Raw genomic sequence first — 17,099 nt, 5'->3', positions numbered from 1 at the left:
TTCGGAGGAATTATATGTATCAAGCTACATTAAAATCGTTATATGAAAAGTTAGGCGGAAGAGCCGCTGTAGAAGCAGTGATCAGTGATTTTTTGAATGAACTCCTATCTGATGACCGTGTTAGCTATCATTTTGTTGGTGTAGATATTGAGCGACTACAAAAAAATAAGTTCAAATTTTTTGCGGAATTGTTTGGTGGCCCGATCAAATACACAGGTGGTGAAACTCTGCGGAACGCTCATAAAGGATTGAATATATCTTCAGAAGAGTATGATGTCTTTCTTGCTCATCTTCGCAGTGTCCTTCGAAAACATGGTATTCCGCTTCAAGACATTGCTAAAATGGATGCGCTGATCCGTTCCTTTAAACCTCATATTATTAACAAGTAGCCCAGCAACCTCCATTCGGTTTGCTGGGTTTTTTGTTAATTCAAAGAAATGAAATGGTATTCTATTTTCTCTTCATCCATTAACTTTCGTTCTCTCGATTGACATGTACATAAAATGACCTGATGATGTTTAGCGATTCGCCCTAAAATCTGGAGAGCCCTACGTAACCGTTCCTGATCAAAATGAACAAAGCAATCATCCAAAACAAGGGGTAATCGTGTTCCAGTTTCTATGGAATAAAACTCGATCATCGCAAGCCGCATAGCCAGATAGATTTGATCCATCGTCCCTGTACTTAATTGATTGACGGATCGAAATTCTCCTGTTTCGGGAATGACTGTTTTTATTTCTATTTTGTCCTGTTGATGTAACAATAGATTTTCATACCTTCCATCTGTCATATAACTCAACCATTTCGCAGCATAGGGCAATAATCGTGGAGCAAGATATTCCTGTCCATCTTCAACGGATTCATTTAAAGCTTGTAAAGCCACTTCAAATGCTTTCCTTTCTCGTATTCGTTCATCCATCTGTTTTTTAAGCATTTCCCATTCGGCTTTCTTCATTGGGAGTTCTTTGGTTTTTTGTTTGAGAATCTGGATTTGTCCTTCTACATTCGCTTTTTCCGTTTCCTTTTTTTGACGCAAGGAAACGATTTGTTTTCTTTCATTATGCAAGGCCACTAACTGACTCTCCAAATCCTTGATATTGGATTCAATCCCCTCTTGTTGCAAATGAAGCCGTTGCTGTCGAATTTGCTCATATTCTTCTTCCCATCGGGACAGATCAGGAGCTAGAAGATGTAATTGTTCTTCCAACTCATCCATTTGTAAATCCAATTGACGAACTTGTTCACTTTGCTCATACCAATGCTCGATGATCTGCAAATCTTCAACCTGATAATGGTTGTGATAGTAAGTTAAAGTTCGTTCAATTTCCTGCCAATCCCTTTCTTCTTTTTCATATTGCTTTTGTAAAAGAGAATAAGTCGATTTAAAATCATAAAGACGATTGCCGACTTCCTCTCTTTGCTGTTTCAATTGTATAATCAGGTCTTCCCATTGCTGTGTTGAAAAAGGTGGAACGATTTCAACATAACGACTAAGCCAGCTTCTCACTTCCTGTCTAATCTTTTCCATTTCCTCCTCTTTTTCCTGTAACGATTTATGGGATCGGATCCTTTCTTTTAATTCATCACGTTTACGCATCAAGTCCAGTACATGTTCACCTTGCCAAGCATATAGCAATCGCTTTTGCTCTGCTTGATTTTCTTTCAATTTCTTTTGTAGAGAATGAATATACTTCTTTTCCGCATCCTCTTTGATTTTCTCACGCCACATCGGATAAAAACAAAAGAGTGTCATGAATCCGGGTATGATCCATACCCAAGGAAAGAGAATATAAAGAACAATAGTGGCTACCCCACTTCCAGCTGTTAGCCACCACCATAAACGGAGCCCTTTTTTCGGTTGTACTGCCTGATCCAATTTTTCACGAATACCTGCTTCTTCTTCCTGTAATCGCCTGATTAAAGACAAATCTTTTTCGATCCATTCCAGTTCTGCTTCTTCTTCTTTTTTCACACCTTTTGTTAATAACTCTTCCCACTGGTGATACCGATGAAGATTGGAGAGCATCCGTTCAGGTTCACTTACTTCCATTTCCAATAATCTCTCGTACTGATTTTCCACTTTTTTCTGTTCCTGTTTTACCTGCTCCATGTTTTTCTTCAATTCCAATAAAGACAGCTCTTTTTCCTTTCTGTCTTTTAAAGTTTGTCGAATCTCATTGATTTCTTCTGGTCCGATCCATTGAGGTGGCTGAATTTCTTCTCTTTTTTGCTGCAGATGCTTCTTTTTCTCCATCAATCGTTTAACATGAGACATTTTTTCTTTTAAGGCATTTTCCTGAATCATAAACTTTTCGATTTCCATTTGCGTCTTTTGTCTGTTTATATTCGCCAACAATTCTTCAATCTTTGCTTCTGTTTCTTTTTCTTTTTGTATAAGCGTTTGATATTCTTCAGATAACTCAACCCATTTCGCTTCATTTTCCTTTTGTTGTTGATACGCCTCTTCTAACTTTCGACATTCCTTCTCCAGCTCCTGAAGCTCTTTCCATTTCATTGTTGAATGACGTGATTCTTTTTTGCTTTTTGCTTCCAGCTCCTGTTTGACAGATCGAATATCCCATTCTTCACCATCTCTGATTATGGAACGCAATTTATCAAATAACTTTTGTTCAGCCAGCTCTTTTCTATGATTGTCCGGGATCAGTGAATAAGTTGTAAAAAAAACGATATGCCTGAATTGATCACTAGACAGCCCGAGTTGCCTCTCCAAAATAAGCCGATCCTTTTTCCTGTCCATGGGGAAACGATTTGTCCAGTCTTCATTTCGTGTTAAATGGATTAATTGCTCCACATCTTTATCAATAAGCAAGTTTCTATATAATCGATATTTTTCTGCTCCTATCGTATAATCAATTTCGCCACCATAACGATGTACGGCCTGCCATGGGATATATTGGTTATACCAATCAGCAGCCCTTTTTGTTTTTAGACCCTCTTTTTTCTCTCCATATAATAATGCCAAAATTCCTTGCAAGAGTGTACTTTTCCCTGCTTCATTATTCGCTTCAATTAAATTCAAACCATCTGTAAACGAGAATGATTGATCCATCCACTTGCCAAAACCGTGAAACTTCACTCGTTCAATTTTCATCTCTCCACCTTCTTTCTGAGGAGAAGTTCCACTGTTTCAAACATCGCCCGGCGTAAAAACGGCTGAAAATCAGGATCAGCCTGTTCGATTTGAACTTCCATCCGCCTGATGAAGGTTCCGATGATCCCCATTTGCTTTCGATAATACGATAGATCAAGCTCAGGTTTTGTTTCATCTTCAAAGTAGACCTCAATAAAACCATTCTGTTTTATATGATGGGAGAGCCACAAGTATAAATCCTTCTCTCTCCTTATTTCTTCACTCATTTGCCCCGTTAGCAAACATGTCAGATAACTGCTTGATGGATCCAGTCCCGCTAAATAAGCCAAAAGCAGTTGATGTACATCCTCTTTGCTTCTACATTCGCTAATATCAACAGAAATCAGTTCATAACGACTGGTTTGAACAGGAATTTCTTCAATCTGAATCCCCTGATCATCCAATTTCCCCCACGTAACAGTGCGAACACCCAGCTCTTTCCAGCTAAGTGATTCTGGTGAACCTGCATAGCGAATCAATGTCTTTCGTTCATTGTCTATGGTGTCGGTTGATGCTTTATGGATATGCCCTAGCGCTATATAATCCAGAGGCAGTTTGGCTATTTCTTCTTTATATATGGGAAAGTATGGAGATTCCTCTCTTCCAGTCGTAAATGTACCATGTACAATCATTAAATTTCGCACCGATTCTCTCTTGATTGCTGGCAAATGAGGGTTCGGCTCTGCAAAATCGTAAAATCCCTTTCCATAAATCACCAGATCCGACTCACTCCACACATGCTCTTCCCAATCTCCCTTAAAAATATGGACGTGATCCGGCCAACGAATTAAATGATAATAAGAGTCTGTACGATAAGGATCATGATTGCCAGGGGTGATCCATACTTGTGTGGAAGGAATCCTTTCCAATTGGTTAAGTACAAACTCCAAAGTAGAATGTGTTACATAGCCATGCTCTAAAAAATCTCCCGCAATAAATAAAAAAGATGCTTGCTTTTCTTTCACCAGGGAAATGATTTTCTGAAAGGTTGTGCGATAATCCTGCTGTCGTTTCCACATTTGTTCCTTTGATCCCTTCCATCCTTGAACAGGCATATCCAGATGCAAATCGGCTGTGTGAATCCATGTAACTGGCTGCATACACTTCCCCCCTTGGCTACTTTGTACCAATTAAGTTCCATTCCCAATTACATATTCCTGCCAAAGGCTCAGCATAAACAAACAGATAAAAAGAAACGGCTTTTCGTTTTTCATCGACATGATGAACTGCGAAAAGCCTCTGGAAAAAGAACTACTGGATAGCGTTTCTCCTTACTCTTCCCATTTTTTCACGATCAGGCTTGCATTGTGTCCACCAAAACCGAATGAATTGCTCATGATGATCCGTGTCGACTGTCGACGTGGATGATTGGGGACAAAATCCAATGTACATCCTTCGTCCGCTTCTTCCCAATTAATCGTTGGCGGAATCCATCCTTCCTGTAAAGCAAGAACGGAGGCAATCATTTCCACTGCACCTGCCGCCCCCAATAAATGGCCCGTCATCGATTTAATCGAGCTGATCGGGATCTGGTCCACCCGTTGACCAAACACTCGTTTTACTGCCATTACTTCAATTCGATCATTAAGTGGAGTGCCTGTCCCATGTGCATTAATATAATCGATATCAGCTGCAGTCAGCTGTGCATCCTGAAGGGCCAGTTTCATCGCCTGAACAGCACCGCCCCCATCTGGAAGTGGTGAAGTGATATGATAAGCATCTGTTGAGGCACCATAACCAATCAATTCAGCTAAAATGGGAACTCCTCGTTTCCTGGCATGTTCCAATTCCTCCAAAACGATCACACCTGCCCCTTCTCCAGCAACAAAACCATCCCGTGATCGATCAAATGGCCGGCTGGCTCGTCTCGGATCCTCATTTTGTCGAGATAAAGCCCGAATCCTGGAAAAAGCAGCTAAACCAAGCGGAGTAATCGGTGCTTCTGTTCCTCCTGCCAGCATAATATCTGCTGTTCCATACTGAATCATCCGCATCGCTTCACCGATACAACTACTTCCAGTTGCACAAGCAGTCACGACAGCTGCTGAAGGCCCTCGTGCACCTGTTGCAATCGCGATTTCCCCTGAAGCCATATTCGCCAGCATCGCCGAAGCCAAATAAGGGCTGAGACGTCTTGGATCCTCTTGCAAGACTCGTCCATGCTCCCGCTGAATCAGATTCAATCCTCCACTCCCTGTTCCAACCATCACTCCCATCCGTTCACCCAACTCATGGGTTACTGATAAGCTCGCATGCCTTATCGCTTGGCGTGCTGCAGCCATTCCAAACTGAGCAAAAAGATCCATTCGTTTGACTTCTTTTTTATCCATATGATCTTCCGGTCGGAAGTCTTTGATCTCTGCAGCAATTCGTGTTGGGTAGTGAGTAGGGTCAAAACGGGTAATGGGACCTGCACCGCTTTTGCCACTCATTAACCCTTGCCAAAAACTTTTGGAATCCTGGCCGATGGGGGTTACCAAGCCTAAACCTGTAATGACAACACGTCTACGCACATGCTCCCCTTCCTTCTACATCATGCTTCTGGTTAGTATGAGAAGAAAGGGATGCATTTATGCCAAATAGTGGATAAATAACATAGGATCTCCATGGCATTCCCTGATTGGTTGTATTTTTACTAAAAATCCCCCTTGTCCATAAGACAAAGGGGATGTAATCAGTCAATATTTACAATTTTAAATTGAATGGTCCCAGAAGGAGCAGGAACATCAACAATTTCTCCTACTTTGCGTCCAATCAGTTCTGCACCGATCGGGGATTCATTCGAGATTTTTCCTGAAAGCGGATCTGATTCTGCACTGCCGACGATGGTATATGTTTCTACATCGCCATCCGGGAGTTCCTGAATCGTTACCTTTGAACCGATACTGACTGTTTCTTTGTCCAGTGATTCACTGCTGATGATTTTGGCATTACGAATCATATTTTCCAATGCAATAATTCGCGATTCGATAAAAGCCTGCTCTTCCTTTGCCGCGTCGTATTCAGAGTTTTCGCTCAGGTCTCCTTGCGCAATTGCTTCTTTCAGACGTTGTGCTACTTCATGACGTTTTTGTGTTTTAAAGAGCTCCAACTCCTGTTTTAACTTTTCCAATCCCTCTTCGGTCAATAATACTTCTTTTTTATTATGTTGAGACATAATAACTCCTCCCTTAATTCAAACAAACCATTCGTTTCATTTCTCTATAAACATAAAATCAACTGCTCGTCGCAAGTATTTCTCTGTCCCATGCATATGTTTCATACGCTTTTATGTTTACAAAAACTTTTTCACATAAGACGACCCCAGAACTGCAAATTTGTACCTGTTTTTTTCCCTTTCTGTATAAAAAAGAAACCCATTCTTGGCACTTTCGTCCTTCATAAAGAGGGAGGCTAACATAAACGCGACTGCAGAATATATTAGCACAATCCTTTCATTGTTCCAAGATCTCTAAAAAAATTTTTTGAAGCAACTAAAAACTAACACCAAATTTCTGGATTCACCAGATATGGAGGCTTTTCTCCTCTAAAATAAGCAGTTAAATTTTCAATTACTTTTCTCCCCATCGCCAAACGGGTTTCCCGAGTTGCACTTCCTAAATGCGGGATCAATACCACTTGCTCCATCTGCCTTAATTCGTCGGGAACATACGGCTCCTGTTCAAATACATCCAGACCGGCTCCGGCAATTTTACCAGACTGCAAGGCATGAATCAATGCCTGTTCATCTACCACTGCCCCCCGAGCCGTATTGATCAAAAAGGCTGTCCGTTTCATCTTTGATAACTGCTCATGCCCAATCAAATGATGCGTCTCAGGAGAATATGGTGTATGTAAGCTGACAAAATCTGCTTGTGCCAATAGCTCATCCAGATCACAATACTGTGCCCTTAATTCCTTTTCCTGTTCCTCTTTCAGACGTGTCCGTGAATAATATAAAATGCGCATGTTAAAACCGATGGCCCGTCTTGCAACTGCCTGACCAATTCGCCCCATCCCAACGATGCCCAATGTTTTTCCTGAGACATCCCAGCCTAGCATAAAATGGGGAGCCCAACCATGCCACTGCCCGTTTCGAATCAGCCGGTCACCCTCAACTGCCCGGCGAGCAACGGATAACATTAAAGCCCAAGTCAAATCGGCGGTTGCATCTGTTAGAACATCCGGTGTGTTCGTCACAAGTATGCCACGCCGATTGGCAGCGCTTACATCAATGTTGTCAAAACCAACACCATAATTGCTAATAATCCGCAGATCCGGGCACGCCTCCATGAGTTCTGGATCGATCTTTTCAGCCACTGTACATATGAGTGCTTCCTTTCCTTGTAGAGAACGTAGCAAGTCTTCTCGTTTGGGAGTTTCATCACCACCGACCACTTCGAGCTCAAAGTGCTGTCCGAGCTCATACATACACTCTTCCTGTAATCGGCGTGTCAACACGATCTGCTTTTTCACTCCGATCCCCCTAACTGGTATATCTCTACCCATTACTACAAATATAATGCCATTATATTAAGTTATTCTATTATTTTCAATTGTTCCCCTTCTCCAAAGTAAAGGATGAGTCAAAGTTAAGCACCAATATTTTGTAATTATATAACCGCCATTCGCTTCTGTCAAATATGGGCATTCATCACTAACATTTTTGCATAGCCCGTTATATACCAAAATTCTCCATTCCATTCATTGTTGATAAACCCGGTTTCTTTTCCGGTTAGAATCGAAAAGTTGACATATAAACGGATACTTTGTCTACAATCTGGATATATGTCCAGTTTAAAAACACCTGATCCATCTACAGAAATGATTCCATCCTCCATACCTTCCACGGATGATCATAAGAATCCGCCAGACAGAATATTGAGCAACGGAAGCATTTGAAGTTCCCGATTACTTGTTCTAAAATAAGGATCATATAAGATTCAAAATCTTGCATTGTTTTTGGGTGAACTCCTTCCTAACTGCTCACTCATCATGTAAAGGATGTGACCAGATTGACTGATATCATTTCACCGGAGTGGTTACTTCATCACCTGGATGATCCGGATGTGATCATCATTGACTGTCGATTTACACTTGGACAGCCCGAAGCCGGTTTTAAAGCCTATCAACAACAACACCTTCCAGGCGCCTTTCACCTGGATCTGGAAAAAGACTTATCTGGCCCTATCACAGACCATGGCGGCAGACATCCGCTGCCGAATCCACAAAAAATAGCAAAAACGTTTGAAAATATGGGAATTGATGAGCAAAAACATGTCATTGCTTATGATGACCAGCAAGGAGCAATGGCCGCTCGCTTATGGTGGTTGCTTCAGTATTTGGGCCATTCAAAAGTGAGTATCCTGGATGGTGGCTGGAGTAAATGGATCGAGCTTGGTTACCCAACAACCACCATTCAACCTGAAGCAAAACCCACTACATTTACTCCACATCTGCATCAAGAGTTGCTGGCCGAGATGGAGGAAATCAGACAAAAACTTCATCACCCTGATACCATTCTTGTTGATTCCCGTGATGAAAGAAGATATCGCGGTGAGTATGAACCCATGGACCCGATCGCTGGACATATTCCTGGGGCACGTAACTATTTCTGGCAAGAAGTGCTTCAAAAACAAGGGGAGTGGAAAAAAACATCCGAACTGGAAAAGCATTTTCAAGCTCTTCCCAAGGATAAGGAAATTATCGTTTATTGTGGCTCAGGAGTTACGGCCACTCCAAACTTTCTAGCCCTAAAACAGGCTGGATATAAACGGGTCAAGTTATATGCAGGTAGCTGGAGCGATTGGATTTCCTATCCCGATAACCCGATTGCCAAAGGGGAGGAAAATGGTTGAGTGCGAAAAATATCACGCTTTTATCCACTCTTGCTTATCCTTACACTTTCATTGACAGGATGCAGTGGCCTTATTGAATCCATCTTTGGACTTCCGCACTTTGCTCAACCCGAACAATTAGACTATGTCATTGATCGACAACTGCGTGAAGTGGATCTGGACTCACTCTCACAAAAAAGCAAACTGCTTCACGATGCCAGTATGGATCAAATTCACCAATACCTGAAGGAAAAAAAAGTATCTTGTGTTGAGATTACTGCTTACTATCTACATCGCATCAAGCAGTTAAACCCATCCATGCGTGCAGTCATTTCTGTAAATCCCGCAGCCATCGATGAAGCCAAACAATATGATGAACAAACGATCAACCTGCAAAAAAAACCGTTATGGGGGATTCCCGTCTTAGTCAAAGACAATATTGAATCCAAAGATGCCATGCCCACAACAGCCGGTACCATCGCCCTAAAAGAATATTATCCTGATGAAGATGCTGATGTCGTCGCCAAATTACGTTCATCGGGGGCGATCATCCTTGCAAAAGCAAACTTATCCGAGCTCGCTGGTTTATCTTTTATTGCTCCAGCCGAACCTGCTGGATACTCGCCAGTCGGTGGACAAACAATGAATCCTTACGGGCCAGGAAAATGGAATGTTTCAGGGTCCAGTTCAGGGTCGGCAGCTGGTGTTGCTCTGGACTTTGCACCTGTCGCAATCGGAACAGAAACATATGGCTCCATCATTGGAACAGCCAGTGCCAATTCCGTTGTCGGAGTAAAACCTACACTGGGATTGCTCAGTAAGTCTGGGATCATTCCGCTCTCCCATACATACGATACAGCCGGTCCACTGACTAAAACCGTCAAGGACGCCGCCTTGCTTCTAAGTGTGATGGCAGGCTATCGCCCCAATGATTCACATACCTACGACAAAAACTACTTCAGTGAACTGAACAAAACCAATTTAAAAGGAATAAAAATAGCTGCTTCCAGTGAATTTGTCCGCCTTGCTCCAGGCAGACAAATTCTTGCCAAATTCAAACAGGCAGGTGCGAAAGTAGATATAATGGACTATCAGATTCCAGCAGATCATCTTAAGGAAATATTTAAAGAGATTGTGGCTCATGAATTTCATCAAGACATGAATGAATATCTACAAAAAAATCATCCCGTATGGGGTCTACGATCTTTATCAGATCTTATTGACTATAATCAAGAAAACCCTGACAAACGCATTCCTTATGGCCAATCTCATCTCCTGCGCGCGCAGCGAACAAAACTGACTCCCAAGGAACATCAGCAAAAAATTGCTTATCTCAGAAAAATCACTGAAAAACAGGTAGTTATTCCCTTTTTTGAACAGAAGAAGTATGATGTAATTTTAACGATCAACTCCAAAGCGAGTCCAACTCACTTCGGTACCCTTCCCAATGACATTTCAGCATATGCTTCATTGCCAAGCGTATGCCTTCCAGCAGGATACATCCATGATAACCAGCCTATTTCCATCACGTTGGTTGGACCGAAACATTCAGAAAAGAAGTTACTTCAAATTGCTCATGTCTTTGAACAAATAGGTCCGAAAAGAAAACCGCCACAAATAAAAAGCTAGCCTAAACAAGGGGTATGGAAAGAATTAGTTCTTTTTTGAGCCACTCGCAAAAAGGCCTAGTGACAGAGTTGCTGCTCTAGTCCGTCAAATGTATTCCATTAAAACAGATGGCTTAGTGGTGTTCCAAGGAAAATCGCGTGTGTAATCATTTATTCGTAAAAAGATCCAGTTTTTATGATAAAAGGCATTACGGCATGTAATGCCTTTGCTATGGGCAGTTAAAAAAGTGCCCCTTTTAGGGCACTGTACAGTTGACTTCTAAGAAACGTAAGCAATGATGATTTCGGCAAATTGGGGGTTAATTTGTTGTCTTTCTTTGTTCAAAAGCCTCAATTAATAACAAATATTCTTCACATCAATTTCATATTTTTAGTAAAATTTACAAATTCATTAATTAAAGGTATTTTTAAGGATTCTTTGCGATAAATTACCCATGAATTTCTCATTATCGGCTCTCCATGTCTATTTTTCAATTGAATACGATACAAGTCTTCATTGTTACATAAGACAATGGAAGGAATTATCGCATATCCAAGTTCACTTAATACCATCTCTTTACAAGTTTCCATGTTATCAACTTCCATTGTAATAGACGGTGGTTTAGAGAAATTCTCCTTCCACCAATTATCAAACACATTTTCTAAAGACAAATCTGTTTTGTATATGATTCTTGGTAAATTTGGCAGTTCATCTAGCGAAATCTCTCTTTTTGATACAATCCAAATATTTTCTGTAATAATTAAATACTTTTCTTCCGGCCAGTTATAATCTCCTCTAATAAATCCAACATGTACATCCCGATTGTATACTGAGTTTACTAATTCCGAACTCTTACTTGAAGTTACCTTGAATTCTACATCAGGATATTTAATATGAAAATTTTTAAGAATATTAGGAAGTTTATAACGTGCAATACTACTAGCAGTACCTATCTTTAGAGTACCTGAGATTTTATTTTCCATGCTTAATAAAAACTCTTTTGTTTGTTGCAATTGACGCAACATATCTTTTGCGTATTTTACCAGATACTCGCCTTGCGGTGTAAATTCTACACCTCTTCTTCCCCTGTGTAAAATTGTAATTCCAAACTCCTTCTCCAATTGTTGTATTCGATAACTTAAAGCTGGTTGCGATACAAATAAGATTTCAGCTGTTTTCGTTATATTTTGTTGGTCATAAAGCGTTTGTAATAAAACCCAATCTTTTTCTTCCATAATATCCTCCTCAACAAATGAATCTTTCATACTATTTTATAAACAATTATCATTAGGAATCAATTTTTTTATCGATTTAAATAAAATAAATGTATTTTTTTTATCGCAAAAAACATGCTAACCTTTACTTATCACGCGATATCAGAAACAAAATGGAGGAAGTCCAAATGTATGATTATGGTCAAAACCATAAAATTCCAACTGTTATTATGAGAGGTGGAACTAGTAAAGGATTGATATTAAGAATGGTGGACCTCCCTTCAAATCAAATTTTGCGGGATGAAGTGATTTTAAGAATCTATGGTAGTCCTGACCCCAATCAGGTTGATGGACTCGGAGGTGGAACATCTTTATCTAGCAAACTTGCAATTGTAGGTCCTCCATCACATCCTAGGGCACATATTGATTATACATTCGGCCAAGTCAGCCTTGAAAAAAAAGTCATCGATTATAACGTTACTTGCGGTAATTTCGTGACTGCTGTAGCTCTTTATGCAGCAGAAGAAGGTTATGTTTCTTTGAAGGATCCTGTAACATACGTCAATATATACAACACAAATACGAAAAAAATAATTGTTGCGGAAATACCAGTTAAAAACGGACAAATACAATATAATGGTGATTTTGTAATTGATGGGGTTCCAGGTTCGTCATCTAGAATTATGATTAATTTTTTAGATTCTGGAGGAACTTTTACAGGAAAAACATTACCGACAAGTAACCCAATAGATACTGTGCAATTAAAGGATGGACGTAAATTTGAAGTAAGCATTGTTGATTGTGCCAACGTAGTAGTTATGGTGAAGGCGCAAGATTTTGGACTTCAAGGCATAGAACTTAATCATGAGATTAACGAAAATAGAGAGCTTTTACAGGTATTAGATGAAATCCGAATAGAATCTGGTATCATGATTGGGCTCATCAAGGAAGAAGATAGAAATAACATTAATCAAAATACTCATGCACTTCCGAAGATTACCATAGTTTCTGCACCAAGTGAGTATATGACAATTGACCATAAGTTTATAAAAATGGAAGAAATTGATATTGTTGCGCGTTATCTTTCAATGGGGTCACTCCATAGGGCTTATGCTGTTAGTGGAGCAATTGCTCTTTGTGCTGCAGCAAAAATTCCAGGAACTATCCCAAATCAGCTCGTTTCTTCAGTGGGATCTGGGATTAGGATCGGACACCCTTCAGGAGTTTTATATGTTGAAACAACAGTTGAGAGGGAAGGAGACAATTGGATTGTCCCAAGAGCTGCTATCGGAAGGACAGCAAGAAGGTTGATGGAAGGTTACGCTTATATTCCAGTATCTGTTTTACAAAAAAGTTAAGAAATACACACGAAAATGTGTGTGTTCTTAACTTTTGATCGTTTGCCAAAAGGTATAAATTTACTATATTTTGAAAACGCTTCTTTTAAGAATAAATATCGAAAAACTTTTATCGCATTTTGAAACCGTATACACAAAAGAAGGGGGACCAATTGTTATGTTATTTATTTTAGGTATTACAATGATTATAGTCTTCACGTTTTTAATTATGTCAAAACGTATGTCACCAATCGTAGCATTAACACTTGTACCAATTATATTTGCAGTAATCGGTGGTTTTGGTCAAGATTTAGGATCAATGATGTTAGAAGGAATTAAGCTGGTGGCATCTTCCGCTGCTTTATTGCTATTTGCCATTCTATTTTTTGGTATTTTGATAGATGCAGGTTTATTTGATCCACTTATTAAAAAAATATTGAAAATCGTAAAAGGAGACCCTGTAAAAATCGCCATAGGAACGTCAGTTCTCTCGTTGATTGTAGCCCTGGATGGCGATGGAACTACTACTTATATGATTACTGTTTCAGCTATGCTACCCCTTTATAAAAGAATTGGTATGAATCCACTAGTATTAGCAGCCATTTCTATGCTGTCATTAAGTATTATGAGTGGCATGACCCCATGGGGAGGACCGGCTACACGGGCAATTACTGTTTTGGGACTTGATGGAACGGAATTCTTTGTCCCCTTTCTTCCAACTATGGTTGGGGGTGTTTTATGGGTAATTTTCACAGCTTTTATTCTAGGAAAAAAAGAACGTAAAAGGATAGGAATTGTTGATATACAATATTCATCGATCAATACGTTAGTAAATGCGGAATTAGCTCCAGCACAAGAACAAATGGATATAAAACGTCCAAAACTATTGTGGATAAATCTCTTCTTAGTTGTATCCATTATGATCATTCTCGTAATGGAATGGTTGCCATCCCCAGTTTTATTTTTGATCGGTTTCGTTATTGCCTTGATCATTAACTATCCAAAGGTGGAAGAGCAAAAGGAACGTATATTGGCACATGCAGGAAATGCTTTAACAGTAGTTGTATTGGTTTTTGCAGCTGGCGTCTTCTCTGGAATTTTATCTGGTACCAAAATGGTTGATACAATTGCTAATACTTTAGTTGCAATTATTCCGGAATCTTTAGGTCCGTTTTTCCCCACAATTGTAGCTATTACGAGTATGCCGTTTACGTTTGTATTATCGAACGATGCGTATTATTTCGGGGTCCTTCCTATCCTTGCTAAGGCGGCAGCTGCTTATGGAATTGATCCTGTAGAAATTGCTCGAGCTTCTATATTAGGACAACCTGTACATTTAATGAGTCCGCTTGTGGTTTCAACCATTTTATTAGTAGGTATGGTTGATAGAGATATTGGAGAACATCAGAGATTCACTTGCAAATGGGCTATTTTTACATCATTGGTTATCACAAGTTTAGCGCTAATGACAGGTGCTATTTCACTTATGTAATATTCTTAGATTTACTAAGCGAGGATTTTTCAGGTTTTTCAAGGGACTGAAAGAAAAAGAAATGGTTCACCCCAACTTGGAGAAGTTTTCAAGTGACGATAAACAAGAAAACTAGGAGTGAAGTCGTTTATAAAGGAAATCTTTTTTCTTTTGAACAATGGCTAGGAATTAAATCCAAAAGATCGTTTACCTGTGTTTTTTACTTCCTTCGATTTACGCCCTTTTGTACAAAGAGTTGAAAAAATCATGAAGAGTATCGGCGAAGTCGATCTGCGCTCGATTTCGCAGAACTTGTCGAGATGGCTTTTGAATCATTTATAGCCGATTCGAGCCACTTCCTGCGCTTGCTGCGCAAGGAGTATTTCTTAAAGGAAGCAACCCACTTTAAAGCTGACATCACCGAAAAATTAACGGACTTACTTTCCGTGGATAAGGACCCATTCTTAAAAACGATCCAAGAATACAATGATGCCGTTCCAGGAAGGTGACTATAATCCTAACGTAAAAGAAGGTAAAGGAACGAAAGGAATTACTCCGCCAAAATCGAATTGGGCACTGCGTATTGATCAAGGCCCCTTCTAAAGCAGATAAAGTCAGGGCGTATTCATCAATTTAATTGAATACGCCCTGACTTCTCCTTTAGTTTCTCAAAAAAGAAGTAATTCTTGCCATACCCAAACAAGAGTTAGCTTTGACAAAATTTCCATGATATGTCGGTTTTCCTTTTCCGTTTCACTACCGATGCTTCAAAACGAGCAAAAGTCGTTCAACTGGAAAAGGAAAACCAGGCTTGTCAACAATCCCAGCTTTTCGGATCAAGGGCCATCTTTCCACTACTTCATGATATAGCGAAGCCACTTCAGCCCATTTTTCACTGTTGGATAACGGAAAGGAATATCAAAACGGGTTGTCTGTTTTAAAATACTTTTCTCATAACTGAAGCATTGATAGCTGGATTTTCCACGATATCTTCCCATTCCACTTGTACCCACTCCACCAAAAGGCAGATACGGAGAAGCCATATGGATAATGGTATCATTCATGCAACCACCGCCAAATGGCAAGCTTTCAATGATCTTTCTTTGCTTGTCTTCAGATTCAGAAAAATAATACAAAGCCAATGGTTTTGGAAGCATCCGTACTCGCTCAATGGCTTCATTTAGCTGTGTGAAAGTTAGTACTGGCAAAATCGGACCAAAAATTTCTTCTTTCATCACAGGATCATCCCAGCTAACACGATCCAAAATCGTAGGTGAAATCAACAACTTTTCTTTATCCACTTTTCCACCTAAAACAATATCTCCATTTGTCAAGAAACGCGTCAGGCGCTCGAAATGTTTTTCATTTACAATTCGTCCATAATTTGGATTTTCGATCGGTTCTTCTCCATAAAAATCGCGGATTGTTTCTTTCATCCGTTTTAACAAATCATTTTTTATCCGTTCATGAACCAGTAAATAATCAGGCGCTACACAGGTTTGCCCAGCATTTAGCAATTTTCCCCATATGATTCGTTTGGCTGCCAACTCCAAATTTGCATCTTCATCTATAATGCATGGACTCTTGCCACCCAGTTCCAGTACCAATGGAGTTAAACGTTTAGCTGCTGCTTCCATCACGATTTTGCCAACAGCTTCACTTCCCGTAAAAAAAATGAAATCTACGGGTGCGTTTAATAGAGTTGTACTTGTATCAACGCCACCTTCTACTACCGCAACATGCTCCTGATTAAATATTCCCTCAATCATTTGTGCAACCAATCTTGACACATGTGGTGCAATTTCTGATGGCTTTAAAATGGCACAATTCCCTGCAGCAAGAGCACCAATTAACGGTAATATCACCAACATGAATGGATAATTCCATGGCCCTATAATGAGTGAAACACCATAAGGTTCTCGATAAATATAATTCCTGGCTCCCTTTTGGGTTAAAGCTGTCCTTACTTTTTGCGGCTTTGACCATGACCGCAGATTTTTCAACATGTAATTGCACTCTTCAAATACAGTCGCAATTTCTGTCATATAAGCTTCTTTTTCTGACTTATTTAGGTCTTTTTTCAATGCATTGAGTATATCGGGTTCATACCTTTTTACTGCATCTTTCAGCTTTTGAATACATTCCAAGCGAAACTCCAATTCCTTTGGCTTCCCCGTATAAAAAAACGCTTTTTGTTGTTCTACCAATTTAGTGATTTGCTCCATGCAGCCGCCCTCCTAAAACCGCACAACATTTCTTCCCTATTTTAGCATAATTCAAAGAAAATTCCTCAATATGAAATAGTTTTATATCAATTATGTAAATCCTGGAATACCACAACGGATGACGCGGAATCGCGTCGCGGTTCGATAGTTAATATTTCATCTCTTGCAAGTATGGTGCATCCAAAGACTTACCCAAACCCTGCATATACTGCATCTAAATTTCAGTACGAAGACTAACAAAAGTAGCAGCTGATTGGAGATGAAAAAACAATCGGTT

At 39.8% G+C, this 17,099-nt stretch carries 12 protein-coding genes; 5 read left to right on the top strand and 7 right to left on the bottom strand.

What is annotated here, in order from left to right:
- Positions 1 to 14: 14 nt before the first annotated feature.
- Positions 15 to 389 carry a group I truncated hemoglobin gene (locus tag BMZ78_RS05365; protein ID WP_093228589.1) on the top strand — a complete coding sequence of 125 codons (375 nt, stop codon included), beginning with the start codon at positions 15 to 17 and terminating at the stop codon, positions 387 to 389.
- Positions 390 to 424: 35 nt separating this feature from the next.
- Here BMZ78_RS05365 and BMZ78_RS05360 read toward each other — a convergent pair whose 3' ends face one another.
- From BMZ78_RS05360 to BMZ78_RS05340, 5 genes are all read right to left on the bottom strand, one after another.
- Positions 425 to 3,112: an AAA family ATPase gene (locus BMZ78_RS05360; protein WP_093228587.1), complete on the bottom strand. Its 2,688-nt coding sequence runs from the start codon at positions 3,110 to 3,112 to the stop codon at positions 425 to 427.
- Entirely contained in the window at positions 3,109 to 4,251 is a 1,143-nt protein-coding gene (locus BMZ78_RS05355; protein WP_093228586.1) for a metallophosphoesterase family protein, read from the bottom strand. The genes BMZ78_RS05360 and BMZ78_RS05355 overlap by 4 nt, the downstream gene beginning before the upstream one ends.
- Positions 4,252 to 4,422: 171 nt before the next feature.
- On the bottom strand, positions 4,423 to 5,664 hold the full coding sequence (fabF, locus tag BMZ78_RS05350) for a beta-ketoacyl-ACP synthase II (RefSeq protein WP_093228584.1): 1,242 nt from the start codon (positions 5,662 to 5,664) through the stop codon (positions 4,423 to 4,425).
- Between the two features lie 161 nt (positions 5,665 to 5,825).
- Positions 5,826 to 6,308 (bottom strand): transcription elongation factor GreA, encoded by a 483-nt coding sequence (gene greA, locus BMZ78_RS05345; protein ID WP_093228582.1) that lies wholly within the window; start codon positions 6,306 to 6,308, stop codon positions 5,826 to 5,828.
- Between the two features lie 323 nt (positions 6,309 to 6,631).
- Positions 6,632 to 7,606 carry a 2-hydroxyacid dehydrogenase gene (locus BMZ78_RS05340; protein WP_093228581.1) on the bottom strand — a complete coding sequence of 325 codons (975 nt, stop codon included), beginning with the start codon at positions 7,604 to 7,606 and terminating at the stop codon, positions 6,632 to 6,634.
- A gap of 530 nt (positions 7,607 to 8,136) precedes the next feature.
- Between BMZ78_RS05340 and BMZ78_RS05330 the strand changes: the two genes are divergently transcribed.
- Together BMZ78_RS05330 and BMZ78_RS05325 are read left to right on the top strand one after the other, a co-directional pair.
- Complete coding sequence (locus tag BMZ78_RS05330; protein WP_341849622.1) at positions 8,137 to 8,988, top strand: sulfurtransferase; 852 nt, start codon at positions 8,137 to 8,139, stop codon at positions 8,986 to 8,988.
- On the top strand, positions 8,989 to 10,596 hold the full coding sequence (locus tag BMZ78_RS05325) for an amidase family protein (RefSeq protein WP_093228576.1): 1,608 nt from the start codon (positions 8,989 to 8,991) through the stop codon (positions 10,594 to 10,596).
- A 350-nt stretch (positions 10,597 to 10,946) separates the two neighbouring features.
- Here the strand turns inward: BMZ78_RS05325 and BMZ78_RS05320 are convergent, their stop codons facing one another.
- Positions 10,947 to 11,810 (bottom strand): LysR family transcriptional regulator, encoded by an 864-nt coding sequence (locus BMZ78_RS05320; RefSeq protein WP_093228575.1) that lies wholly within the window; start codon positions 11,808 to 11,810, stop codon positions 10,947 to 10,949.
- A 167-nt stretch (positions 11,811 to 11,977) separates the two neighbouring features.
- On the opposite strand from BMZ78_RS05320, the gene BMZ78_RS05315 reads away from it, so the two are divergent.
- Complete coding sequence (locus BMZ78_RS05315; RefSeq protein WP_093228573.1) at positions 11,978 to 13,147, top strand: 2-methylaconitate cis-trans isomerase PrpF family protein; 1,170 nt, start codon at positions 11,978 to 11,980, stop codon at positions 13,145 to 13,147.
- A 157-nt stretch (positions 13,148 to 13,304) separates the two neighbouring features.
- Complete coding sequence (locus BMZ78_RS05310; protein ID WP_093228571.1) at positions 13,305 to 14,618, top strand: CitMHS family transporter; 1,314 nt, start codon at positions 13,305 to 13,307, stop codon at positions 14,616 to 14,618.
- Positions 14,619 to 15,451: 833 nt separating this feature from the next.
- Here BMZ78_RS05310 and BMZ78_RS05305 read toward each other — a convergent pair.
- Entirely contained in the window at positions 15,452 to 16,822 is a 1,371-nt protein-coding gene (locus BMZ78_RS05305) for an aldehyde dehydrogenase (RefSeq protein WP_093228569.1), read from the bottom strand.
- Between the last annotated feature and the right edge of the window lie 277 nt (positions 16,823 to 17,099).

The sequence above is a fragment of the Thermoflavimicrobium dichotomicum genome, from assembly GCF_900114055.1.
GTDB lineage: Bacteria > Bacillota > Bacilli > Thermoactinomycetales > Thermoactinomycetaceae > Thermoflavimicrobium > Thermoflavimicrobium dichotomicum.
The sequence above is the reverse complement of the archived record's forward strand: the minus strand, read 5'-3'. Positions and strand labels throughout refer to the sequence as shown.

Bases quoted from the DNA above. Each gene is read 5' to 3' on its own strand.
- BMZ78_RS05320 (WP_093228575.1), bottom strand. From the start codon at position 11,810: ATGGAAGAAAAAGATTGGGTTTTATTACAAACGCTTTATGACCAACAA.
- BMZ78_RS05355 (WP_093228586.1), bottom strand. From the start codon at position 4,251: ATGCAGCCAGTTACATGGATTCACACAGCCGATTTGCATCTGGATATG.
- BMZ78_RS05365 (WP_093228589.1), top strand. From the start codon at position 15: ATGTATCAAGCTACATTAAAATCGTTATATGAAAAGTTAGGCGGAAGA.
- greA (WP_093228582.1), bottom strand. From the start codon at position 6,308: ATGTCTCAACATAATAAAAAAGAAGTATTATTGACCGAAGAGGGATTG.
- BMZ78_RS05305 (WP_093228569.1), bottom strand. From the start codon at position 16,822: ATGGAGCAAATCACTAAATTGGTAGAACAACAAAAAGCGTTTTTTTAT.
- BMZ78_RS05310 (WP_093228571.1), top strand. From the start codon at position 13,305: ATGTTATTTATTTTAGGTATTACAATGATTATAGTCTTCACGTTTTTA.
- BMZ78_RS05315 (WP_093228573.1), top strand. From the start codon at position 11,978: ATGTATGATTATGGTCAAAACCATAAAATTCCAACTGTTATTATGAGA.
- BMZ78_RS05360 (WP_093228587.1), bottom strand. From the start codon at position 3,112: ATGAAAATTGAACGAGTGAAGTTTCACGGTTTTGGCAAGTGGATGGAT.